The 22,756-nt window shown below is 61.0% G+C and carries 20 protein-coding genes; 12 read left to right on the top strand and 8 right to left on the bottom strand.

Translation table 11 applies throughout. The features are described 5' to 3' along the window. Window positions 1–373: 373 nt before the first annotated feature. A complete protein-coding gene (locus AB8C10_RS04705) occupies window positions 374–1,435 on the bottom strand; it encodes a polyprenyl synthetase family protein (protein ID WP_294646042.1) in 1,062 nt (353 codons plus the stop codon). Window positions 1,436–1,489: 54 nt separating this feature from the next. Further along, window positions 1,490–2,221, bottom strand: a complete 732-nt coding sequence (locus AB8C10_RS04700) for a demethylmenaquinone methyltransferase (protein WP_314841867.1) — start codon at window positions 2,219–2,221, stop codon at window positions 1,490–1,492. Between the two features lie 254 nt (window positions 2,222–2,475). On the opposite strand from AB8C10_RS04700, the gene AB8C10_RS04695 reads away from it, so the two are divergent. From AB8C10_RS04695 to AB8C10_RS04685, 3 genes are all read left to right on the top strand, one after another. Next, the gene (locus AB8C10_RS04695; protein ID WP_314130276.1) at window positions 2,476–3,315 is read left to right on the top strand and encodes an ABC transporter substrate-binding protein; all 840 of its coding nucleotides are present in this window, start codon (window positions 2,476–2,478) and stop codon (window positions 3,313–3,315) included. Between the two features lie 147 nt (window positions 3,316–3,462). Further along, window positions 3,463–4,266, top strand: a complete 804-nt coding sequence (locus tag AB8C10_RS04690) for an amino acid ABC transporter permease (protein ID WP_070629955.1) — start codon at window positions 3,463–3,465, stop codon at window positions 4,264–4,266. A gap of 33 nt (window positions 4,267–4,299) precedes the next feature. Continuing rightward, window positions 4,300–5,079 (top strand): amino acid ABC transporter ATP-binding protein, encoded by a 780-nt coding sequence (locus AB8C10_RS04685; RefSeq protein ID WP_368867007.1) that lies wholly within the window; start codon window positions 4,300–4,302, stop codon window positions 5,077–5,079. A gap of 101 nt (window positions 5,080–5,180) precedes the next feature. Here AB8C10_RS04685 and AB8C10_RS04680 read toward each other — a convergent pair whose 3' ends face one another. The 3 genes from AB8C10_RS04680 to AB8C10_RS04670 form a co-directional block, all read right to left on the bottom strand. Then, window positions 5,181–6,014, bottom strand: coding sequence for an oxidoreductase (locus tag AB8C10_RS04680; RefSeq protein WP_368867006.1), 834 nt, complete (start codon window positions 6,012–6,014; stop codon window positions 5,181–5,183). A gap of 203 nt (window positions 6,015–6,217) precedes the next feature. Beyond that, window positions 6,218–6,595, bottom strand: coding sequence for a cupin domain-containing protein (locus AB8C10_RS04675; protein WP_049327511.1), 378 nt, complete (start codon window positions 6,593–6,595; stop codon window positions 6,218–6,220). 168 nt (window positions 6,596–6,763) lie between these two features. Continuing rightward, window positions 6,764–8,530 carry a phosphatase PAP2 family protein gene (locus AB8C10_RS04670; RefSeq protein WP_368867005.1) on the bottom strand — a complete coding sequence of 589 codons (1,767 nt, stop codon included), beginning with the start codon at window positions 8,528–8,530 and terminating at the stop codon, window positions 6,764–6,766. Between the two features lie 293 nt (window positions 8,531–8,823). Here AB8C10_RS04670 and AB8C10_RS04665 point away from each other — a divergent pair, with 293 nt between their 5' ends. From AB8C10_RS04665 to AB8C10_RS04655, 3 genes are all read left to right on the top strand, one after another. Then, window positions 8,824–9,867 (top strand): o-succinylbenzoate synthase, encoded by a 1,044-nt coding sequence (locus AB8C10_RS04665; RefSeq protein ID WP_368867004.1) that lies wholly within the window; start codon window positions 8,824–8,826, stop codon window positions 9,865–9,867. A gap of 78 nt (window positions 9,868–9,945) precedes the next feature. Then, complete coding sequence (menD, locus tag AB8C10_RS04660) at window positions 9,946–11,775, top strand: 2-succinyl-5-enolpyruvyl-6-hydroxy-3-cyclohexene-1-carboxylic-acid synthase (protein ID WP_368867003.1); 1,830 nt, start codon at window positions 9,946–9,948, stop codon at window positions 11,773–11,775. A 277-nt stretch (window positions 11,776–12,052) separates the two neighbouring features. Then, window positions 12,053–13,072 (top strand): glycosyltransferase, encoded by a 1,020-nt coding sequence (locus AB8C10_RS04655; protein WP_368867002.1) that lies wholly within the window; start codon window positions 12,053–12,055, stop codon window positions 13,070–13,072. A 119-nt stretch (window positions 13,073–13,191) separates the two neighbouring features. Here the strand turns inward: AB8C10_RS04655 and AB8C10_RS04650 are convergent, their stop codons facing one another. Further along, a complete protein-coding gene (locus tag AB8C10_RS04650; RefSeq protein WP_049341038.1) occupies window positions 13,192–14,100 on the bottom strand; it encodes an MBL fold metallo-hydrolase in 909 nt (302 codons plus the stop codon). A gap of 288 nt (window positions 14,101–14,388) precedes the next feature. Between AB8C10_RS04650 and gluQRS the strand changes: the two genes are divergently transcribed. The 6 genes from gluQRS (at window position 14,389) to AB8C10_RS04620 (ending at window position 21,540) form a co-directional block, all read left to right on the top strand. Then, entirely contained in the window at window positions 14,389–15,429 is a 1,041-nt protein-coding gene (gluQRS, locus tag AB8C10_RS04645; RefSeq protein ID WP_368867001.1) for a tRNA glutamyl-Q(34) synthetase GluQRS, read from the top strand. Between the two features lie 381 nt (window positions 15,430–15,810). Further along, on the top strand, window positions 15,811–17,298 hold the full coding sequence (gene putP / locus AB8C10_RS04640) for a sodium/proline symporter PutP (RefSeq protein ID WP_314937754.1): 1,488 nt from the start codon (window positions 15,811–15,813) through the stop codon (window positions 17,296–17,298). A 164-nt stretch (window positions 17,299–17,462) separates the two neighbouring features. After that, a complete protein-coding gene (locus tag AB8C10_RS04635) occupies window positions 17,463–18,416 on the top strand; it encodes a 1,4-dihydroxy-2-naphthoyl-CoA synthase (protein WP_368867000.1) in 954 nt (317 codons plus the stop codon). Window positions 18,417–18,579: 163 nt separating this feature from the next. Beyond that, window positions 18,580–19,998, top strand: a complete 1,419-nt coding sequence (locus AB8C10_RS04630; RefSeq protein ID WP_368866999.1) for an AMP-binding protein — start codon at window positions 18,580–18,582, stop codon at window positions 19,996–19,998. A gap of 110 nt (window positions 19,999–20,108) precedes the next feature. Continuing rightward, window positions 20,109–21,023 (top strand): 1,4-dihydroxy-2-naphthoate polyprenyltransferase, encoded by a 915-nt coding sequence (locus tag AB8C10_RS04625; protein ID WP_313987192.1) that lies wholly within the window; start codon window positions 20,109–20,111, stop codon window positions 21,021–21,023. Between the two features lie 103 nt (window positions 21,024–21,126). Beyond that, window positions 21,127–21,540 (top strand): PLD nuclease N-terminal domain-containing protein, encoded by a 414-nt coding sequence (locus AB8C10_RS04620; RefSeq protein WP_368866998.1) that lies wholly within the window; start codon window positions 21,127–21,129, stop codon window positions 21,538–21,540. A gap of 138 nt (window positions 21,541–21,678) precedes the next feature. On the opposite strand, the gene AB8C10_RS04615 is transcribed toward AB8C10_RS04620, so the two are convergent. Further along, window positions 21,679–22,368 carry a histidine phosphatase family protein gene (locus tag AB8C10_RS04615; RefSeq protein ID WP_313987197.1) on the bottom strand — a complete coding sequence of 230 codons (690 nt, stop codon included), beginning with the start codon at window positions 22,366–22,368 and terminating at the stop codon, window positions 21,679–21,681. Window positions 22,369–22,497: 129 nt separating this feature from the next. Further along, window positions 22,498–22,596, bottom strand: a complete 99-nt coding sequence (locus AB8C10_RS04610; protein WP_005504750.1) for a 30S ribosomal protein bS22 — start codon at window positions 22,594–22,596, stop codon at window positions 22,498–22,500. Window positions 22,597–22,756: the final 160 nt, after the last annotated feature.

Below are 22,756 nucleotides of genomic sequence, written 5' to 3'. Positions count from 1 at the left end.
AAACCTCGAATGTGTGGGGACGCGGATGGTTGGTGCGAGAATAACCCGTCGGGGTGGGTGGGGCTCTGCTCGCGTCCAGAAATAGTAAACGGCTCTCCAACACGGGTTGGGCGTGGGAGCCGTCAGAGGTCTGAGGGGTGGATGTGTACCTCAGGCATGCCTATAAGGATTACCTTAAAGGCATATAGCGGTCAAGGAGACCCCAGCATACGGAACTATGCGGGACAGGGCACCCGCTCATACCTACCCTGAAAACCGGCACTGACTAGCCATAATGCAGAAAACCCCCGCTGAATCCAGTCAGATTCAGCGGGGGTTTTGAAGTATGAGACGCATCAGCACTTACGCCAGGGCACACGCTACACGACGGGTTTTAGCCTTCGCGGTGAACCACAGCGTGAGCGAAGGACTCCAGCGCAGCCTTCGCGGTGGATTCGGGCAACGGAGCAATCGCGGCAATCGCGCGGTCCGCCCAGTCGTAGGCGATCTGCCATGCTTCCTGGGTGACCGGGTGGGCGGCGAGCGCCTCCACAGCGGCCTCCAGTGCCTCGTCGGAGCTGAGGTCGGCATCCAGCAGGGCGCGAACAGCAATAGCAGATTCGTCGCCGGCGGCTACCGCGCGGTCCAGCAGGATGGTCGGCAGGGTGGGCACGCCCTCGCGCAGGTCGGTGCCGCGGGTCTTACCGCTGGTCTTGCCGTCGCTCACAATGTCAATCACGTCGTCAGCGAGCTGGAATGCCACGCCGACCAGCTCGCCGTACGCCTTGACCATGGAGATAACGTCTTCGGAAGCGCCCGAAAGCAGGGAGCCGTACTCGCCGGCTGCGGCAATCAGGGAGCCGGTCTTACCCTCAATGACGGCGATGTAGTGGTCGAGCAGGTCCTGGCCCTCGCGGGGGCCGGTGGTCTCAAAGAGCTGACCGAGCACCAGACGTTCGAAGGTCTGGGACTGAATCTTCATGGGGCGGGTACCCAGCTCGGAGACCAGCAGGGATGCGCGGGAGAAGATCAGGTCGCCGGTCAGAATTGCGACGGAGTTGCCCCAAATCATCTGGGCGCTGTCCACGCCGCGGCGCTTGGGGGCGTCGTCCATGACGTCGTCGTGGTAGAGGGTTGCCAGGTGGGTCAGCTCAACGACCACGGCAGCTTCGATGACGTCATCGTTGATTTCGCCGTCTACGGCTGCGCAGAGCAGCGCCAGCAGGGGGCGCACGCGCTTGCCGCCCGCGGAGAGCAGGTGACGGGATGCTACGTCCGCCAGGTGGTCAGTCTGGGCGATTGCCTCGGCCAGGCGCTCCTCAATACGTGCGAGGGAGGAAAGAATCTGCGGACCCAGCTTGGGGTCTGCGGCGATGAGTTCGAAGCCTGCGGGAAGCTTCAGGTCGAGGTCTCCCAGCAGGTCGGTTGCGGCAATGGGCTGCTCTGCGTTGCTCACGGTGTCTTCTATCTTCTTGGTATTGGTGTCTTCGGTGGTGTGTGAACGCGGTGTCTATGCGTTGTGTGCTTCGGGCTTGAAACCGCGGTGAATGGCGACGATGCCGCCGGTGAGGTTGCGGTACTGCACGGAGGTGAAGCCCGCCTCCTTGAACTTCTGCGCCAGTTCCTGCTGGTTGGGCCAGGTGATGATGGACTCGGCGAGGTATTCGTAGGATTCAGGGTTGGAGGAGATTGCGCGGGCAATCGGCGGGATCGCCTTCATGATGTAGTTCTTGTAGACCGCGCCAAAGGGGGCGAAGGTCGGGGTGGAGAACTCGAGGATGACGATGCGTCCGCCGGGCTTGAGTACGCGGTAGATTTCGCTCAGTGCCTTGGGGTAGTTGGCGACGTTGCGCAGACCGTAGGACATGGTCACTGCGTCGAAGGTTTCGTCCTCGAAGGGTAGGGCGGTGACGTCTGCCTGCACGAAGGTCATGTCGGGGCGACGGCGGCGGCCCACGTCCAGCATGCCTTCGGAGAGGTCTGCTGCGATAACGTCTACACCGGCGTCGGCGAAGGGTTCGGAGGAGACGCCGGTACCTGCGGCTACGTCCAGCACTTTCTGACCGGGGTGCGCGTCTACGGCTGCGACTGCCTGCTTGCGCCAGTAGATGTGCTGGCCGAGGGAGAGGATGCCGTTCATGAGGTCGTAGCGTTCGGCTACGGTATCGAACATGGCGGCGATGTCGCTGGTTTTCTTGTCTAGGGTTGCGCGGGTTGCGCGGGTGTTCTTCTCTGCGTTCACGCTCTCAATTGTGGCATGGAGGTTACTAGATTCGATAGTTGGGTAAACCGTAGTAGTGTCGCACGGTGCGCTAAGGTGCGTTCTGGAGTTGTTTTCGAGCCGCCAATCCGGTGTTTTATTCAATTTTTGGGGTGGGTTTTATTCATATTCAGCAAAAATTTATGAATATTTATGTATCTTCTTGCATTTTTTAACATAGGGGCGCACAATAGACCGTAGATTTCATAGAGCACACCCCACACAGGAGCATCCCAATGAACACCGCATCCCTCAAGAAGGCATCCCTCAAGCCCCTCGCACTGCTGGCAGTACTACCCCTGGCACTGACCGGCTGCGTCTCCACCGCCAACGAGAACACCGACCCTAACGGCGAGGTCAGCCTCGTCAAGTCCGGCACCCTCAGCGTCTGCACCAACACCCCCTACAAGCCCTTCGAATACGAAGAAAACGGCACCATCGTCGGCCTGGACGCAGACATCGCCAACGCTATCGCCTCCGACCTGGGCGTGAAGGCTCAGCTGACCTCCATCAGCTTCGAGGGTCTGGACTCCGGTACCGGTCTTGCCACCGGTCAGTGCGATATCGCCCTGGCGGGTATCGGCGTGACCGATGAACGTAAGAGCAAGATGGAATTCACCACCGTCTACTTCGACGACAACCTGGCAATCCTGGTCCCCAAGGGTTCCTCCATCACCTCCGCCGCAGACCTGAAGGGCGTGAGCGTTGGTGCGCAGCAGGCAACCAGCGGTGAAACCTACGCCAAGGAAAACGGTGCAGAGGTCATCCAGTACGAAGACACCTCCCTCATGTTCTCCGCCCTGAAGACCGGTCAGGTCAAGGCAGTCGCAGCGAACCTCTCCGTGGTGTCCGAGGCGCTGACCAACGACCCGGACTCCTTCAAGATTGCCTACCAGGATTCCGAGAACACCGAGCAGATTGCCGCAGCAGTTTCCTCCAACAACAAGGCACTGCTGACCAAGGCAAACGCCACCATCGCCAAGCTCAAGGAAAACGGCGAACTCGACAAGATTAAGGCAAAGTGGGTTGGTGCCACTTCCTCCACCTCCGCGAGCGCCTCTTCCTCCGCTTCCTAAGCATCTAGCCGGTTAGTCTCTCCCCCAATTCAGGAGTACCCTTATTACTTTTGGGTTGGGGGAACCTCCGGCCTTCACCCTTGTGAGCGTGTAGAACGCTCTTGACCGAACAGCACACGGATAAACAGCACACGGATAAGAAAACGCATGTCCTCTAAACTCTCACCCCGTCAGAAGCAGAAGCTCTTCCGCTACGCACAGTACGCCCTTCTGGCAGTTATCGCCCTGGCAGCCATTCTTCTGGCTGACTGGAAGACCCTCAGCCAGCAGGTATTCAACCTGGACGTTGCGGCTCAGCAGTTCCCCGACGTCATCACCGTGGCGTTGAAGAACACCCTGCTGTACACCACCTTGGGCTTCATCGTGGGTCTCTCCGGCGGTCTGCTGCTGGCGCTCATGCGTATTTCCTCTATCGCTCCCTACCGTTGGATTGCGACCCTGTACGTGGAGCTTTTCCGCGGCATCCCGGCGCTGCTGGTCTTCTTCGCATTCGGTTACGGTATTCCGCTGGCGTTCAAGATTCGCTTCGTAGATAACCTGATTCCGGTGACCCTGTCCCTGGGTATGGTTTCGGCAGCCTACATTAGTGAGGTTCTGCGTGCGGGCCTGCAGGCGATCCCGAAGGGTCAAATGGAGGCGGCACGTTCGCTGGGTATGTCCCACACCCGCGCCATGATTTCGATCATTATTCCTCAGGCGTTCCGCGTGGTTCTGCCCCCGCTGACCAACGAGGTTATCCTGCTGACCAAGGACTCCTCCCTTGTGTACCTGCTGGGCGTAACCGTCTCGCAGTACGAGCTGGCGAAGTTCGGTCGTGAAGGCCTGACCGCTGCCAATGCGGGCCTGACTCCCCTGGTGGTTGCGGGCCTGTGCTACCTCATCATCACTGTTCCGCTGGGCCAGCTCTCCGCATACTTTGAACGCCGCACCCAGCTGACCGGCCGCAAGTAAGCGCAACGACAGATACGGATTACGGAAGATACTATGACTGCTTCAACTTCATCCATGGCCGCCTCCTCGGTGCGCATTTCTAACCTGCACAAGTCCTACGGCAAGGTTCAGGTTCTCAAGGGCATTGACATGCAGGTCGAGCCAGGCGAGGTCGTGTGCCTTATCGGCCCTTCGGGTTCCGGTAAGTCCACCCTGCTGCGTTGCGTGAACCTGCTGGAGGAGCCGAACGACGGCACCATCATGGTGGGCGATACCGAGGTCACCGACCCGGACGTAGACATTAACCGCGTGCGTACCCACATGGGTATGGTGTTCCAGCAGTTCAACCTGTTCGGTCACCTGAACATTCTGGATAACTGCACGATCGCTCAGATTAAGGTTCTGGGCCGTTCCAAGGCTGAGGCGGAGGCGGTTGCCCTCGAGCAGCTCGCCAAGGTTGGTCTGGAGGGCAAGGAAGACCGCTTCCCGGCTCAGCTGTCCGGTGGTCAGCAGCAGCGTGTGGCTATTGCGCGTGCGCTGTCCATGAACCCGGACCTGATGCTCTTCGATGAGCCGACCAGTGCGCTCGACCCGGAGATGGTCGGCGAGGTTCTGAGCATTATGCGTAACCTTGCCGATGAGGGTATGACCATGATCGTGGTGACTCACGAGATGGCGTTCGCTCGCGAGGTCGCCGATAAGGTCGTCTTCATGGCAGATGGTGTGGTCGTGGAGGAGGGCCCCTCCGATCAGGTGATTGGCAACCCCCAGCACGAACGTACTCAGGCTTTCTTGGCGCGCGTGCTCGATCCGACCCACGCCGTAGTAGACTAGTACTAGCTCTTGAAAAACATAGCGGGCGGTGCTGTACGAAACATTCTGTTTCGCGCAGCACCGCCCGCTTTTTAATGCTCTAGTTCGCCGCTATTTCGGTGCTAGAAGATACGGCGCGCCACCTTGTCAAAGAGACGGTCCGGTAGCACGGTATGCAGGAACACGGAGGGCTTAGCACCGAATCCCACGAGGTAGCGGGTCTTGGGGCGGCGCGCCTCCAGGGCTCGCAGAATAACGTTAGAGATAACCTTGGGCTCTGAAAGGTTGGAGGACGGCGAGTAGAGCTTACGCATATTTGCCGCAACGCGCTGCGCCTGAGCCGCGTAGACACCGTTTCGGGAGGATTCCTCGAGGTGGTCTGCCGCGATGAGCCCCCAGGGGGTTTTGATGCCGCCGGGCTCGATAATGACCACGTCAATACCGAACTCTTCAACCTCCATGCGCAGCGCATCGCTGAACGCCTCGAGGGCGTACTTGGTGGCGTGGTACCAGGCACCCAGGGGCGAGGTAATACGCCCCGCCATCGAGGAGATGTTCAGGATGCGCCCGCTGCCCCGTGCGCGCATATGCGGCAGTACCAGCTGGGTGAGGCGCGCGAGGCCGAAGAGGTTCACCTCGAACTGGCGGCGTGCCTCGTCGATGGGGACGTCTTCAATGGCGCCGTAGGATCCGTAGCCTGCATTGTTGATGAGCACGTCAATGCGGCCTTCTGCGTCAATGATCTGCTGTACGGCAGCTTCCATGGATGCTTCATCGGTAACATCCAGACTGAGCGCTTTCACACCCTCGGAGGCGAGCTCTTCAATCTTCTCAACGCGGCGGGCGGCACCGTAGACGGTGTAGCCGTAGCGCACCAGTAGCGGCGCCACGTCGTAGCCGATACCCGAGCTGGCGCCGGTGAGAAGAACAACGGGGCGTTGCAGTGACTTAGGCATTGCGCATCCTTTCGGGTTGCTCCCTGTGATAATAGCGGGAGTGTACTTTTCAGGGTACGCCCGCGCGGGGTGTACGAGCGTGCAGAAAGCTCAGGGCGTAGCGTGAGGGTATTCTTGCCGCCATATGTGAGGGTAGGAGGACAGACAAAAAGCTCGCCGCGGCATCCTGTGCAGATGCGGCGGCGAGCTTTTTGGGTCAGTTTTTAGACCTCTTCGACGTCAATATTGACCTTGGGTTCGGGGTGCGATTCGCCGGTCAGCATGGTCACCAGCAGGGTGGAGTCCTTCACGGCGCGCAGGGAGTGCAGCAGCTTGGCGGTCACGTGAATCGGCTTGCCGGGCACCAGGGTAATATCGCGGTCCTTCACGTGGAAAATCACCTCGCCCTTGAGCACCTGCACGAAGATGGGGTGCACGCTGTGGTGCTCATGCCAGGACTGGCCCGCAGCCAGCTCCATGAGGGTCAGGTTGCCGCCGTCGGCGTCAACGATCTTGCGGGCCTGGGGCTTATCTTCAAAGGGGGTCAGCGCTTCGGTGAGCTGGGGGAATACGAGGACGCGGCCTTCATGGGTACCTGCCATGGTACGCACCTTTCTCTTCAGGGGTGAGTGAAAGGGGGCGCGCAACCCCCTCCCTAATATTGGTATTAAAAATACTAAATTTCTTATATTGTATTCCCCTCACCGCAACTGGACAATACCTCAGCTCACATCAAGCTGAAACATCCCGCGCAGGGAGGGGAACAACATCTACTGATAACTCCACACCTTCGAATAGGCGGAGCGATTACTATTACGCGGACGCAACAGGTTCACCATCAACGCCGTCGTACCAAAGCTCACCGCAATAATCATGCAGGTCGCTGCGGTAAAAGCACCGCCGGGAATCGGGGCAAAAATCGCAATCAGATACAGGATCACCGCGCAGAACGACAGGAACAGCGTCGCAATCGTCATCAACGGCACCAGCACCAAACCACCACGCGCCGGCACCGCAAAATCTGCCGGACGCACATAACGCAACACACCCATACCCACAACCGTCCAGATGGCGGTGACCAGAATAGCGGTCACCACATCCGCCGGGCGATGCCAACCATTAATAATCGTGGAGGCACCCGTCAGACAGGTCGCCACCGCCGCGCAGAGAGCCACCGTGGGCCGCAAGAAACGAGGCGCCGCCAAAAAGAGCGCCGCGCCAGCCGCCGCCGCGAAGGTCGTGTGGCCACTGGGCGCCGAGTTGCTCAGCGCCTCCTGAACGCCCAGGTCGGGCTTCACGATCAGATAGTGCTTAAGCAGATACGTACTCGTCACCGCCGCAGCACCGGCAATCACACCAATCAGCGAAGGCAGGAACCGGTGCTTCCAAATCAGCACCGCAACCAGACCCAGCACGGCAATCACGCCGACAACCGCAGGAAGAGAATCCAGCGCCGTCAGGGTCGGACCGCGGTAACTCTTGAACTGGTTCGCGTACTCGGTGTACGCCTGCTCATCAACCTGCTGGCCGGTCGCCGTATAAATGAAGAACACGAACGCCCCGTAGAGAGACAGACCCAAGAACAGCAACGCCATCACGTGACGCATCAAAATACCGGTACTCGGAAGATGATGCCCCTGCTCTTCGCCGGGACGATTCACCGGGCGGCCCGAAGCATCCACGGGAACCTGACCGGTCTGAACATAGGTGCCATTCGGGTAGGCGGCGGCAGGATACGCCTCGGGAGGATAAGCCACCGGCTGCGGAGGTGCCTGCGGAGGCATCGCACGCGTGGGAAGAGGCTGTTGAGCGCCCATCTGAGGCGCACCCATTGGGGAAGCACCCATCTGATTGTTCAGCGGGAAACTCACCGGAGGCTTCGGCGGATCGAGGCGGCGCGTAGCCTGCATCGGTTCATCCGCGCTGTAGTTCCCCTGAGAGGCGCGTTCCTGCGGCGAGGGAATCGTCTCAGGAATCTTAATGGGGGCACGGTAGGCACGTGGCAGAGGGCGGGTCGCGCCAATAACCTCTGAGGTGTCGGGGTGCGAAGAAATAACTTCAGTATTCGCAGATTCAGCGTTCGCGGAAGCCGCGTTTACGGAACCCACGTTTGCAGAACCTACAGGCGCAGCTTCGTGAGCTGGCGATGAACCGTAATCCGTCAAAACTTTCGTACGGTCATCACTGTGCGCAGTAGCAGGGGTAGCCGTTTCGTGGGAGGCGAGCACCTGGGTAGCGTCCTGATAATCAGAAAGCGCCTGAGTCGGGTCCTGATAATCAGAGAGCACCGCAGTCGGGTCCTGATAATCAGAGAGCACCGCAGTCGGGTCCTGATAATCAGAAAGCGCCTGAGTCGGGTCCTGATAATCGGAGAGAACCGTAGTCTCATCAGAGGAAAACACCGTAGTGGGCGCGTTGTCAGCAGCAGCCGCATGCACGTCAGCGGGGTGAAGCACACTGGTAGCATCGAGGTTTTCGGAGCTCTCCCAACCGGAGTTTCCCGAACCCGATGTATTTGCCGGTGTTTTCTTCTTCATAACCCTTCGTACCTTCTTGCCCTCATGTCTGTTAGCCATACCCGAGCCCGCCGATGTCCGCTCGTCAAAGCGGCAGCCCCCAAGCTACCGCGTCGCGCGCAACATCGTTCGAGTTCTCGGGCGAATAACTACCTACTATCCCAGGTTAAGCTATGAAAAACTAAAGTTTTTTCGACCACAACCTGAGAGTTTCCAGAGAATGCGTGACAGGGTGCAAGCGCACCCACCCGCCCCCAGAATGTTATGGTGAGCTCATAGCGCATCACAGAAGGGCAGATACCTTGAACACCAGTATGAGCGTGCCGCCTCTCGGCTACGGTTTTCACCTCACGAACACTCCCCTGCCGCCGCTGCAGGAGGTTCTGGAGAACCTGTTCACGGTCGAAATTCCGATGATGGTCACCTTCCGCGGGGTCAATAGCCGCCAGAGCGCGCTGATTTGCGGCCCGTACGGCTGGGGCGAGTTCGCGCCCTTCCTCGAGTACGGTGCGCAGGAGTCTGCCGCGTGGCTTGCCTGCGCGCTAGAGGCGGCATGGTTGCCCGCCCCGGAGCCGGTGCGTACGCGCATCCCGCTGAACGCGACCCTGCCTGCGGTACCTGCGGAGCGTGTGCCGGAGGTGCTCGCCAAGTACGAGGGGGAGATTCAGGAACTCAAAATCAAGGTGGCGGAGAAAGGCCAGAGCCTCGCCGACGATATTGCCCGCGTGGCAGCGGCACGAGATGCGCTCCCGAATGCACGCCTGAAGGTGGACGCGAACATGGGCTACACCCTCGCCGGTGCCCTTGATGCGCTGCGCAAGCTCTGCGAGTACGACATTATCTACGCCGAACAGCCCGTGGCATCCATTGAAGATATGGCGGCGCTCCGCTTTGCCATTGCTAAGGAGGGGCTACCCGCCCGCATTGCCGCGGACGAGTCGATTCGTAAGGCGGAAGACCCGCTGAAAGTGGCGCGCGCAAACGCCGCGGACCTGATGGTTATCAAAGCGGCACCGCTGGGCGGTGTACGTCGTGCGCTCGCACTGGTGGAGCAGGCGCAGCTTCCGGCGGTGGTTTCTTCTGCACTGGAGTCTTCGGTGGGCATTGCCACCGGTGCCTCTCTGGCGGCCTCCCTACCGACCTTGAGGTACGGGTGCGGTCTGGGCACGGTCTCCCTCATGGCTGAGGACGTCACCGATGAGCCGCTCATCGCCCGCGATGGGTTCATGGACCTGCGCGCCATCGTCCCCAGTCCGCAGCGCCTGGAGCGTCTCGCCACCGACAAGCAGACCCGCCAGTGGTGGGTGGAGCGCGTCACCGCCTGCTACCGGGTTCTGGAACGCGCCTGCGGACTGTGAAGACTGTAGTTTTCAAGGTCGCACCTGTGAAGGGTAACCATAACTGAATGAAAAACCTTACGGCATTAGAATGGTACGGTGACTGAAAACCGCTCAACCCCCGCCATGCTCACCGCAGTATCCGTGCTCGATTCGCTGATTCGTGCCGGTATGCGGCATGTTGTCGTGTCTCCGGGATCCCGTAGTGCACCTCTTGCGTACGCTATTGCCGCCGCTGCTGAAGCCGGCGCCCTGATTGCGCACGTGCGTGTGGACGAGCGAAGTGCAGCCTTCACCGCCCTAGGTATTGCGAAGGCGTCCGGCCAGCCGGTGGGTCTGGTGTGCACCTCCGGTACGGCTCTGGGCGAGTACATGCCCGCCGTCATGGAGGCGTACCACGCCGGCGTGCCCCTGGCGGTGCTGAGCGCCGACCGCCCAGAGCGTCTGCGCGGTAGCGGCGTGAATCAGACGACCCGCCAGGCGAGTTTCTTCCATCCTTTTGTGCGCGCTGAAGCTGATCTGACCTCCTACCCGGAGCAGGTTGAGGGTGAGCAGACTCAGGCTTTTGCGGCTTGCTTGAATGCGCTGACCGGTCGTAGCGCCGAGCATTGGCGCAAGCAGTCGGCTGAGCCGATTGGCCCGGTGCACCTGAACATTTGTTTTGATACGCCGCTGACCCCCTCGGGTCGTTTTGCGCAGATGCTGCCGCAGTGGGCGCAGAGCCTGCTGGAGGATTACGACCCGCAAGCTGAGGGCCGCGCCCGCGCCGCCCGCGCTGAGGGTTCCGGGCTCTCCAGCGCTGAGCAGCGTTGGCTCCTGGATTCTCTGGAGGCGCAGGCTGACCTGGCGGAGCACACCCCGGCGCACCGTACCGTGGTGGTTGCCGCTGACGGTGCCGGCGAGTTTGCGGCGGAGTTCGCGCGCGTGCTGAACCTGCCGCTGTTTGCGGAGCCTTCCTCCGAGGCGCGCCACGGCGCAACCTCCATTCCTCACTACCCGCAGCTGCTCGCTGATGGTTCGTTCGCCCCCGCCGCGCAGATTGAGCGTGTGGTGCTCTTCGGCCACCCGACGCTTTCGCGCCCGATTACCGCACTGCTGGAACGCGAAGATATTCAGTGCGCGTTCTACGCCCCGCGCCGCGCCAGCTGGTACGAGCCGGGCGCTCGCTCCTTCGTGGAGCTGTCAACCCCGCACGAGCTCGCCGAGTTTGCGTGCGCATCCTCTGCTGCCGCTGATGAGCTGGTGGACGAGCTGAGCTGGCTGGAGCAGTGGGTTGAGCCCGCCCGCGAGCTGCAGGATGAGTGTCTGCGCGCCATTGCCGCCTACGAACATCCCGGTGCTGAGAGCACGGTTGACTACACCGATTACCGCAACCGCACCGCTGGCCGCTCCTACGCCCGCCGCGTCTGGCAGGATGCGGTGGCTCAGCGCCGCCTGCTCGTACTGGGATCCTCAAACCTGGTGCGTGATTTGGATGCGGCAGCCCCCGCCCTGGGCGAGCCCGCCCCCGCGCGCGTGTTTGCTAATCGCGGTCTTGCCGGTATTGACGGCACAATTGCGACCGCTATTGGCGTGTCTCTGTCTGGCTACTACCCTGCCGGTGTGGATGAGAACTCCCTCCCGGTCATTGGTGGTACCGCCCTGCCGGTGACCCTGCTGTGCGGTGACCTGACCTTCCAGCACGATGTGTCCTCGCTGAACCTGCCGAATACGGAGCTTCTTCCCGAGCTGCGTGTTGAGGTCTTTGACGATGCCGGTGGCGGTATTTTCACGACCCTTGAACACGGTGATATGGCTCGTCAGGAGCAGTTCACCGCCGCTGTGGACCGTTTCTTCACGGTGGCTGCCGCCCCGAACACTGATTTGGCGCGCATGGCTGCCGGGTTTGGCACCGAATCGGGCGTTGAGGTGCGCATTCACACACCCTAAAACTGTTTCTAAAGGCAGCAGGCTAAGCCCCGTGCGCAGGGTTGAACGATATACTGAAAATTACCTGTGCCGTAGCCTTCCGTGGCTGAAAGCTAGCCGGTCGTAGCGGTTTCACTCGCCGTTGCATTCGTGTTTTTTGCGCGCCTGCTGACGTAAGGCACCCTATCTATCATTTATTGACCTTCACGCTCTTGCCGCTGATGCACACCGCCCGCGACCCGAGGTTTTACCCCGGCTAGCCCGGTGCATGCGGCGGACGTCGCTCCCAAGGATTCTCATGAGCTCACTCGATATTATTGTTGCCGTCCCCTCCGGAGCCGGTTGGGTTCCCGTGCACGCCATGGCGGAGCTTCTCGCCCGCTACACCGGCGGCACCGTACACACCGTGGATGTGGGCGCATCCCTCAGCAAGGAGACCAAGCTTCTGGCGCGCCTGCCCCGCCTCAAGGGCGGCTCTAAGCGTTGCCTGGTGATTGCTTCTGACCCCGGTCAGCTGTACGCCATTTCGCAGCGTTCCTTCGCGTTCCGCCGCTACGGCGCGATTTACGGCTGGGTGATTGATAGTTTCTGGGATGACCGTATTCCCGCCGTTGCGAAGTCCTCCACCTACGACCGTATTTTCGTTGCGGACGTTGACGACGTTCAGCCCTGGACTGCCGCGGGCGTGAAGGCCCCCGGCGTTCTGCCCTGGGGTGCGGATGTGTGGAGCAAGTTCAGCGACCGTCTGGCGGCGCTGGAGTCGAAGAGCACCGACCTGCTGCGTGTGGGTCGTCAGCCCGCCGCCTACGAGGATGACGAGGCGACCGCCGCCCTTGCCGGTGAGCTGGGTCTGAGCTTTGAGGGCCGTCCGCTCTTCGGCGCGAACGATCGCGAGTCGGCTCAGCACCTGCAGGATTCGCTGAACCGCGCGAAGTTCCTGCTGGCATTCTCCACCTCGGTGAGCCCGGCACCCTACACCCACCCGACCAAGGAGTACATTACCGGTCGCTGGACCGATGCGCTGGCTTCGGGTGTGACCGTGGTCGGCAAGGTTCCGAACACGACCACCGTACGCGAGATTCTCTGGGACGGCGCGACCATCGACATTGATCACGCGGATGCTCGTGCGGGCCTCGCGCAGGTTGCCGAGGCCGCCTCCCGCTGGACCCCGGCGCAGGGTGAGCAACAGATTCGTCAGGCTCTGCAGCACCTGGATTGGCGCCACCGTTTCGTTCAGCTGTGCGAGGCAATGGGCGAGGTTCCCGCCTCCCTGAAGGCTGATTGCGAGGCAATGCGCGCCCAGTACGTTCAGGGCTAAAAACGTCACCTCGCTGAAGGTAAACAGCTGAGGGCATATAAAAGGTGAGGGCTGGTTTCTATCACAGAAACCAGCCCTCACCTGTATTTATGCCCCATGAGGCATATTGCATACGGGGTTTAGTACGATGCCTGACCCAGAGTAATCGGACCCGTGAAACCACTGGTATCCGGGTGCTCCGAATCGAGGTACGCCGCCACCGGTGCGTTCTCCAGCTGAGCCAAACGATCCAGCAGGAAGCGAGTAGCACCCGGCGCATACGGCAGCTTATACATTGCTGCGGTAGTTGCTTCATCCTCACGGTCCAGAGTGGAGGAACGAATCGACTCAATAGCGGTCACCATGGTGTTACGTTCACGCTCCACGAAGGTGCGGTCCACCGGCTCACCGTTACCGGGCACAAACACACGGTAGCGATCAAATTCGAGCACCGCACCGAGAGTATCGATCCAACGGTCGGGGAAAGAATCCTCAAAGTAGGGGTCGGTACCCTCTTCAATCAGACCGCCCATGAAGAGCACATCTTCAATACCGACCAGAATGTCGCCGTCGGTGTGGCCGGGACCCATGTACATGAGGGTTGCGCTACGCTCACCCAGGTCAATGGGGGTAAAGGTAATACCGTCACCGCTGTTGGCGACCAGGCGGTTGGGGACAATAATATCGGTGGCTGCACCCTGGTGGTGCGCCATTTCCGGTTCGAGCGTCTCGACGTAGGGACGCTGCGCCTCACCGTATTTACGAATAGCACGCGCGGCGCGAGGATGCGCCCAGAATTCTTCGGCACCCATTGCCGCGAAAACATCGTTACCGAAGAAACGCTCATAGTGTCCATGAGTGTTTACGACGGTGATAGGAAGGCGCGTGAGACGGCGAACCTCATCATAAATTTCGGTTGCCTGACGGGGACCTGCGCCGGTATCCACGACAAGTGCCCGTTCCAGTCCGAGGACCAGTCCGGTGTTCAGTCGGTAGTTGTCGGTCGCAATACGGTACACGCCGTCTGCGAGTTCAATAGTACGAGCCATAGATACAACCCTACTGTAATTTTTGGCGACTGAGGGGCTATTCGGCCTTCTGGAGAATATATTTTTGCACTATTGCACGCCTCTAAGGGGATAAAAGTGCATCATTCTGCACAATTTCGCCTCTACGGACAGCTGATACGTGATGCTTGACAACCTCCACAGATTGATTAGCCGGATAGCGTATTCTCCCGACTAATCCAGCGCCGGTTAGGAGCCAGTGAGCAGTCAGTGAGGAGCCCGTGGGAATCTGAGCAGGAACCAGAAATTCGCGCCCTATAGGATAGGAGTATGACTTCTTCCTCCAGCTCTTCTTCTAGCGTCTCAGCCGCTCATACTTCGGCACAGCCGTTCCCCAGCGGCACCGGACGCTACGCCCCCTCCCCTTCGGGTGATTTGCACCTGGGTAATTTGCGTACCGCTATTTTGGCGTGGGCTATGGCGCGCCGCGGCGGCAAGCCCTTCTACCTGCGCGTGGAGGATCTGGACCGTGTGCGCCCGGGCGCGGCGGAACGCCAGATTGCTGATTTGGCGGCCCTGGGCCTGGATTGGGATGCCAGCCCCGGCGCTTCAGCAGAGCGCATCAAGGGCGGCGAAGGCACCGAGAGCAAGGAAGCGGACGTGCTGTATCAGAGCACGCGCCTTGCCGCCTACGAGCAGGCGGTTCAGCACCTACGAGAGGCGGGCCTCGTGTACGAGTGTTACTGCACCCGCCGCGAAATTCAGGAGGCGTCAAGCGCCCCGCACGGTGCCCCGGGCGCATACCCGGGTACTTGCCGCGAGCTGACGAAGGAGCAGCGGGAGGAGCGCCGCGCCCAGCGTCCGCCGGCTCTGCGTCTGCGCGCCGAGTGCACGAGCTACACCGTGCAGGATGATTTTTACGGTACCTACACCGGTCTGGTGGATGATTTTGTGCTGGTGCGTAATGACGGCACCTACGCCTACAACCTGACCTCCGTGGTGGATGATGCGTTTGTGGGGGTTGAGCAGATTGTGCGCGGTGATGATTTGCTCCCTTCGGCGCCTCGCCAGTCGTATTTGGCGCAGCTTTTGGGTTTGGCGCAGCCGCGTTACGCTCACGTGCCGCTGGCACTGAATGAGGAGGGCAAGCGTCTGGCGAAGCGTGACGGGGCGGTAACCCTGCCGCAGCTGCGTGAGGCTGGTGTTGAGATTCCGACGATTTTGGGGTGGATTGCCGCGTCTATTCCGGTGTATAACGCTGATGGTTCCGCTCATTCTGCGGACGTCCCGGTGCCCAATGCGGCGGTGATTTTGGAGCGTTTCGACCCTGCTCGTATGGCTACTGAGCCGTGGGTCGTGAGGGATCTCTAAGCCTCTGTGACATTGTTGTGTAACAGTTCAACACTCCGAACGGCTTTTAAATTTTTCGTTTAATTCGTTTCAGGTGCATACGCCTCTGTACGTTTGCGTTGCTTTTAAACTGCATCTCTTGCACCGAAGTGCCCGAAACCCTGAATTTCAGGGGTTTTTCGGGCACTTTTTCGCACATGCTCCCACAGCACCCCACGTGTACGACCATAGGATTTACACATTAAATACATATTTATTCCATAGACTCGCGCTCTTTAACGTCAAATAGACTTTATTTTCAGCCCTTCAGAGCCTAGACTGTATCCTATGCCACTCATAAAGTTATGGGGTAGTGCATAAATACACACAGGCGCACACTATCACCAGGAGAGAAGGAACATTATGGCCGCGAGTACATACCAGGTCATCGCGCTGGCGATTTATTTTGTTGCCATGATCGCGATCGGCCTATGGGCAAATAGCAAAAACAACAGTCTTGACGACTATGTGCTGGGCGGGCGACAGCTCTCCCCCACCGTCGCCGCTCTCTCGGCGGGCGCCTCCGACATGTCCGGTTGGCTCCTCATGGGTCTGCCCGGCGCCGTCTACCTCAGCGGCCTCTCCCAGGCGTGGCTCGCCGTCGGTCTGACCATCGGCGCATGGTGCAACTGGAAGTTCGTGGCACCGCGACTGCGTAGCTACACCGAAGTAGCAGGCGACGCCGTGACCGTCCCCGTCTTCCTGAGCAACCGCCTCAAGGACACCAAGCGCGTGCTGCGCATCGTCTCCGGTGTCGTGATTCTGGTGTTCTTCACCTTCTACGTCTCCTCCGGTATGGTGTCCGGCGGTCTGTTCTTCAAGTCCTCCTTCGGTCAGGAATACCACACCGGTATGCTCCTGCTGGCAGGCATCACCGTGTTCTACACGCTCTTCGGCGGCTTCATGGGCGCATCCTACACTGACATGGTTCAGGGTCTGCTCATGCTCGCAGCGCTGATCGCCGTTCCGGTCATCACCATCATTGACCTCGGCGGCGTGGGCCCCGTGGTTGAGTCCATCAGCCAGGTACGCCCCGACGCGCTGAGCATCTTCGCGGGCACCACCTTCGCCGGTATTGTTTCGTCCCTCGCATGGGGTCTGGGCTACTTCGGCCAGCCGCACATTATCGTGCGATTCATGGCAATGCGCACCCCCGCGGACGCTAAGTCCGGTCGCCGCATCGGTATCAGCTGGATGGTCCTGACCGTGTTCGGTGCACTGAGCGGCGCGTTCATGGGTATCGCATACTTTGCACGCCACCCCGAGGCGTCCCTCACCAACCCGGAAACCGCAGAATCCGTGTTCCTGGACCTCGCACAGATCCTCTTCCACCCCTTCATCGCCGGTCTGATTCTGGCGGCGGTTTTGGCGGCAATTATGTCCACCCTCTCCTCGCAGCTGATCGTGTGCTCCTCCGCTCTGGTGGAGGACCTCTACGGCATCTTCTCCTCGAAGAAGCTCAGCGCATCCAAGTCCCTGTGGCTCGGCCGTGCGGGCGTGGCAATCGTGGCACTGGTCGCCGGCGCCCTGGCGTGGAACCCGAACAGCTCCATTCTGCAGCTGGTCGCATTCGCGTGGGCGGGCTTCGGTTCGGCATTCGGCCCGACCGTTCTGCTCTCCCTCTACTGGCGTAAGCTGACCACTCAGGGTGCACTCGCCTCCATGATTACCGGTGCCGTTGTGGCATTCGCATGGGGTCAGAGCCCGCTGAAGTCCGTGCTCTACGAAATGGTTCCCGGCTTCGCTTCGGCGTTGCTGATCGCAATCGTGGTTTCGCTCATGACCTACAAGAAGAACGACGCCATTGACGAAGAGTTCGACCGCGCGGTAGAGCTCGCAAAGGTCAAGTAACCCCTAGGTAACCAAGACCGGGTAAGCTTCCTTACCCAACTTCTAAGGCCCGGGCCGCACACACGCGGTCCGGGCCTTCTTATATGCTCGGCAACCTGATTCGCTATACCTGGCAACCAGGTTCACAGCCTCAGACAGCGCCCGGGCAACGTAGAATAGGGTCTATGACTGCACAACTTCCCGAAAAGGTCTCGGACATCTTCAACCCCGCCGACTGGCGCGTCGTCGAAGGCTTCGAAGACTTCACCGACATCACCTACCACCGCCAGGTTCAGCGCGACGAAAACGGTGAAATCCTACGCGATCTGCCCACCGTGCGCATCGCATTCGACCGCCCCGAGGTCCGCAATGCATTCCGCCCGCACACCGTGGACGAACTCTACCGCGCCCTCGACCACGCCCGCATGACCTCCAACGTGGGCACCGTACTGCTCACCGGCAACGGCCCCTCCGCCAAGGACGGCGGCTGGGCCTTCTGCTCCGGTGGCGACCAGCGCATCCGCGGCCGCGACGGCTACCACTACGCCAGCGGTGAGACCGCAGAAAGCATCGACCCGGCACGCGCGGGCCGACTGCACATCCTGGAAGTGCAGCGCCTCATCCGCACCATGCCCAAGGTCGTTATCGCCCTCGTCTCCGGCTGGGCAGCCGGCGGCGGCCACTCCCTGCACGTGGTAGCCGACCTGACCATCGCCTCCGAAGAGTACGGCAAGTTCAAGCAGACCGACGCAACCGTCGGCTCCTTCGACGCAGGCTACGGTTCGGCGCTGCTCGCACGCCAGGTGGGTCAGAAGTTCGCCCGCGAAATCTTCTTCCTCGCCAAGGAATACGACGCACAGCGCATGTACGAAATGGGCGCCGTCAACGACGTAGTCCCCCACGCCGAACTCGAAAACAAGGGCCTCGAATACGCGGCGCACATCGCCCGCCAGTCCCCGCAGGCAATCCGCATGCTCAAGTACGCCTTCAACCTGCCCGACGACGGCATGCTCGGCCAGCAGGTCTTCGCCGGCGAGGCCACTCGCATGGCGTACATGACCGACGAGGCCGTGGAGGGTCGCGACGCGTTCCTGCAGAAGCGTGACCCGGACTGGTCCAACTACCCGTACTACTTCTAAGAGACAGTCCCTCTGCCAAAGTAGTTTCAGATGCATAGGCCCGGAGCCGGATTCAACCCTGAGAACCTCAGCTAAGAATCCGGCTCCGGCGCATTTCTTGCCCTCTTACGCATAACACTCCCGACGAACGCAGCCGCTATAGCCAGCCGCTAAGGATTTAGCCATGATGAACACCCCCGTACCCGGGCTCGCGCCCTCCCCCGCCCCGCAGGAGGCTGCCCTGCACCCGCAGGCGGTTCAGGTGCGCGCCGATCAGCCCGCCGACCCGCACGCCATGCTGGGTGCCTTCGAGCAGCTACTGGGTGACTATGCAACGGGTGCGGAAAGTGCTGAGGCGGAAAGTACGGGTGCTGAGGGTGTAGGAGCTGCGGAGCCTATTGCCCTGGTGGTGGGCACCTCCGGCTCAACCGGAACCCCTAAACGCACCGCACTGACCGCGCGGGCTCTTGCCGCCAGTGCGGCAGCCACCGAGAACTTTTTCAAGGCGAACGCCGATGCTGTCTCGCAGTGGTTGTTGGCTCTTCCCGCGCACTATATTGCCGGTGCGCAGGTGCTCGCCCGCTCCGTGCTCGCCGGGACCTCCCCGGTCATTGCCCGCTCCGTGACCGAACCGGTGCACTTTAGCCCCGAAGTTTTCCTGCAGGCGGTTGAGCGCATGAGCTCGGCACGCCGGTTTATCTCCCTGGTGCCCACCCAGCTGCATAAGCTGCTTGAAAGCGCGGACGCCAACCCGTCCCTGGGCGCTGAGATTCACGAGGCGCTCGGCTCCTTCACCGGAATCCTGCTCGGAGGCGCCCCCGCCAGCGCCGATCTGCTCGCCGCCTCCGCCGCGCTGGGGCTGAACACGGTGACCACCTACGGTAGTGCCGAAACCGCCGGCGGATGCGTCTACTCCGGCTCCGTGCTACCCGGCGTGCGGGTGGAGCTCGTGTCCGAAGAAGGCATGCCGACCGTGCCGAATATCGGCGGGAAGCCTGCGCTTGAAGAGCCGGCGCATGAAGAGTCTGCGCAGGTGGGTCGCATTTGGATTAGCGGCGCGCACCTCGCCCACGGCTACATTGGCGATGCCGCCCGCACCGCCGAGCACTTCTTCACCGCCGCCGACGGCACCCGCTGGTACCGCACCGACGACTACGGGCTGCTGAGCCCTGTAGCAGCGCCCGACAGCAACAAGAACTGTAGCGAGCCGCACTTGCAGGTGCTCGGCCGTAGCGACGACGTGCTCATCAGCGGAGGCGTAAAAATCTCCGCACGCGCCGTAGCAACCGTCCTCGAAGAGCACCCCGCAGTGCGTGAAGCCTGCGTGGTCGGGCTACCCGATGCCCGCTGGGGCACCGCCATAGCCGCCGCAGTCACGCTGGTGCCCTCCGCGCTGGCACCCTCCGCAGCAGGTAACGGCATGAGCCCCGCCCTGAACGAAGAACTCTGCGCCCTGCTCCGCGCCCGCTGCACCGAAAAGCTCGGCGCACCCGCCGCACCCAAGCAGCTGAGCATCCTGCCGGATTTCCCGCTCACCAGCACCGGCAAACCGGACCGCGCAGAAATATACAGTATCCTGGACAGAGACTACCGTCAGGGCTAAAGCAGGCTCATCCGCGGGTTTTCACCCCGCGCACGCAGCCGCCCACACGCCCTGCTCGCAGAGTCACAGCACCCACGCATCATACGCACTTAGACCCGGAAGGAACCCCCGTGGCAACTGCCGCCCAATGGATTGAAGGCGCTCGCCTGCGCACCCTGCCGCTCGCCGTCGCCCCCATTATTGCCGGCTCAGCTGCCGCCTACGAGATCAACGAATTCAAGCCGCTCTACGCGTTCTTGGCGTTCCTCGTCGCGTTCTTCCTGCAGGTGGGCGTGAACTACGCCAACGACTACTCCGACGGCATCAAGGGCACCGACGAAGACCGCGTGGGACCGCTACGCCTCGTCGGTTCCGGTGTGGCAAGCCCCCGCTCCGTCAAGTACGCCGCCTTCGGATGCTTCGGCCTGGCGATGCTCGCCGGCCTTGCCCTGGTGGCGTTGGCGAACCAGTGGTGGTTCCTGGCGATTGGCGCCTCCAGCGTCTTCGCGGCGTGGGGCTACACCGGCGGCAAGCACCCCTACGGTTACATGGGCCTGGGTGACGTGTTCGTCTTCGTCTACTTTGGTCTGGTCGCGACCCTGGGCACCCTCTACACGCAGGCGCACACCCTGACCCTGCTCGGCTGGGTCGGCGCTATCGGCATCGGCCTGATTTCCTGTGCGCTACTCATGGCGAATAACGTGCGTGACATCCCCACCGACATTGAGGCGGGCAAGCTGACCATGGCGGTACGCCTGGGCGAACGCTGGTCGCGCATCACCTACATTGTGGAGATGGCTCTGGCACTGGGCCTGGGCGTACTCCTGCTCGACGAAAACCCCTGGTTCCTGCTGATTTTCCTGCTGGTCGGCCCGACCATCCACTCCTGCGTGACCGTGTGGACGCGCGGCGGCCGCGAGCTGATTCCCGTGCTCAAGCAGGCGGGTATTGTGGCGCTCGCGTACTCGGTTATTCTTGCCCTCGCCGTGTGGCTGGGCTCGTTGGACATTATTAGCCACGAGGTTCAGGTGTTCACCGGCTACTAAGCCGATATACGAATCTGCGCCGGATTGCCGCGCCATTACGCCGCTGGCGGGCACCCCAGTTCATAGTTCCGCAATAACGCGGCGGTGTGTCATAGTAGTGCTTATGATTCGAGCCATGCTGATTATTGGCGGCGCAGCCCTCATCGTGGGGCTGACCCTCTACACCCTCTTGGACGCCGTCCGCACCCCCGCACACGAGGCGCGAACCCTGCCCAAGTGGCTGTGGGTTCTCGTCACCCTACTCTTCCCCGTGGTGGGCCCCATCATGTGGCTCATCCTGGGCCGTCCGAAGGCACAGCCCGCAGCAGGCACTCCTCGCGCAGGTTTCGGTCAGCGACGCAGCACCCCCGCGCCCTCGGTCTCTTCCCCCGACGACGATGAAGAGTACCTGCGCTGGCTCAAAGCAAAAGCAGAACGCGAACGCCGCAGCCGCGAGGCAGAATCAAACAACAAGCAGGACCCCGAGCATAAGAACCCCGAGGACGGCACCCCGAATCAGGGCGGCGGGCAGAACTAGTCAGTGTAGCTAGGCTCGCGCACCTAAGATTTACAGCAAGAGGCTGTGGGCACATCCAAACGGATGGGCTCACAGCCTCTTCTCTATGCACAAATTCTCTATGCTCAAAAACAGCTTCAGGAACTAGCTACCGGACCTTTAGCTACCGGGTAGCTGAATCACGCCACCGTACAGCGGCGCGGCAGGCTCCGAATACTCCACAAAACGCGGCATCTCATGCTCAAAATCAGTGGTACTAAACGCCAGAGTCGTAATCGACGCCAGGTTGCACTCGCGGGCGCGCGGGTCATGCTGCAACATACGGCCCTCAACACCCAGGCGAGTAATCCAAATCGGCAGCTGGTGCGACACAATAATCGCCTCCGCACCCTCGCCACCGCGCTCGTAGGCGGTACGCGCCGCATCCTGAACAGCCGCCGCCATACGGCGAACCTGATCCAGGTACGACTCACCCCAGGAGGGGCGCGCCGGGTTGTACAGCTTCGTCCAGTGACGCGGGTTCTGCAACAGCTCCTGCGCGTTCACGTGCAGACCCTCAAAGTAGTTATCCGCCTCAATGACGCGCTCATCCGGCTGCGCGGTCAGACCCAGCAGCTCCTCAACCGGGGCGGCAGACTCGCGGGTACGCTGCAGCGGCGAGCAGACCAGGTGCACGAAACGGGCGCCTCGCTCAGCACGGGCCGCGAACTCCTCGGCGCTCAGACGCACCATCTGCTGGCCCTTATCAGACAGGCGGTAGCCGGGCAGACGGCCGTACACGATACGCTCGGGGTTGTGCACCTCGCCGTGACGCATGAGGTGAACTTTAATGGTGGAAGTTTCAGTCATAATCCCAGTCTCTCAGATAGCGCGCCCCACCCCAAACAGGCAGCCCGCACAAGCTCTATAGAAACGTAGGGCAGCAGGGACGCAAAAACCCCGCCTCTCCAGACGGAGGGCGGGGCGAAAGAAGTCTATTTACTTCTTGTTGCGGCGCTGGTGGCGGGTCTTACGAAGCAGCTTGCGGTGCTTCTTCTTGGACATACGCTTGCGGCGCTTCTTGATAACGGAACCCATAGGATTTCCTCACTTTACTCGTACCCGGCCGAGCCATTCGACTCGGTAGCTACCCGGGGATATTTATACCGGTATAACCGATCCAAAACGCATTTTAGGCACAGAAATACCCTTGCGTTTTAGAGCGCTACCTACCTAGAGTACTAGGTTTACCCCCATT

Source organism: Rothia mucilaginosa (assembly GCF_964210535.1).
Lineage (GTDB): Bacteria > Actinomycetota > Actinomycetes > Actinomycetales > Micrococcaceae > Rothia > Rothia mucilaginosa_F.
Note: the sequence above shows the minus strand (reverse complement) of the source record. Positions and strands in the feature narration are given on the sequence as shown.

What these genes read in the sequence shown, in the direction of transcription:
- AB8C10_RS04695 (WP_314130276.1), top strand. Translation starts at nt 2,476, where the DNA reads ATGAACACCGCATCCCTCAAGAAGGCATCCCTCAAGCCCCTCGCACTG.
- AB8C10_RS04690 (WP_070629955.1), top strand. Translation starts at nt 3,463, where the DNA reads ATGTCCTCTAAACTCTCACCCCGTCAGAAGCAGAAGCTCTTCCGCTAC.
- AB8C10_RS04685 (WP_368867007.1), top strand. Translation starts at nt 4,300, where the DNA reads ATGACTGCTTCAACTTCATCCATGGCCGCCTCCTCGGTGCGCATTTCT.
- AB8C10_RS04680 (WP_368867006.1), bottom strand. Translation starts at nt 6,014, where the DNA reads ATGCCTAAGTCACTGCAACGCCCCGTTGTTCTTCTCACCGGCGCCAGC.
- AB8C10_RS04675 (WP_049327511.1), bottom strand. Translation starts at nt 6,595, where the DNA reads ATGGCAGGTACCCATGAAGGCCGCGTCCTCGTATTCCCCCAGCTCACC.
- AB8C10_RS04670 (WP_368867005.1), bottom strand. Translation starts at nt 8,530, where the DNA reads ATGAAGAAGAAAACACCGGCAAATACATCGGGTTCGGGAAACTCCGGT.
- AB8C10_RS04665 (WP_368867004.1), top strand. Translation starts at nt 8,824, where the DNA reads ATGAGCGTGCCGCCTCTCGGCTACGGTTTTCACCTCACGAACACTCCC.
- AB8C10_RS04655 (WP_368867002.1), top strand. Translation starts at nt 12,053, where the DNA reads ATGAGCTCACTCGATATTATTGTTGCCGTCCCCTCCGGAGCCGGTTGG.
- AB8C10_RS04650 (WP_049341038.1), bottom strand. Translation starts at nt 14,100, where the DNA reads ATGGCTCGTACTATTGAACTCGCAGACGGCGTGTACCGTATTGCGACC.
- gluQRS (WP_368867001.1), top strand. Translation starts at nt 14,389, where the DNA reads ATGACTTCTTCCTCCAGCTCTTCTTCTAGCGTCTCAGCCGCTCATACT.
- putP (WP_314937754.1), top strand. Translation starts at nt 15,811, where the DNA reads ATGGCCGCGAGTACATACCAGGTCATCGCGCTGGCGATTTATTTTGTT.
- AB8C10_RS04635 (WP_368867000.1), top strand. Translation starts at nt 17,463, where the DNA reads ATGACTGCACAACTTCCCGAAAAGGTCTCGGACATCTTCAACCCCGCC.
- AB8C10_RS04630 (WP_368866999.1), top strand. Translation starts at nt 18,580, where the DNA reads ATGATGAACACCCCCGTACCCGGGCTCGCGCCCTCCCCCGCCCCGCAG.
- AB8C10_RS04620 (WP_368866998.1), top strand. Translation starts at nt 21,127, where the DNA reads ATGATTCGAGCCATGCTGATTATTGGCGGCGCAGCCCTCATCGTGGGG.
- AB8C10_RS04615 (WP_313987197.1), bottom strand. Translation starts at nt 22,368, where the DNA reads ATGACTGAAACTTCCACCATTAAAGTTCACCTCATGCGTCACGGCGAG.
- AB8C10_RS04610 (WP_005504750.1), bottom strand. Translation starts at nt 22,596, where the DNA reads ATGGGTTCCGTTATCAAGAAGCGCCGCAAGCGTATGTCCAAGAAGAAG.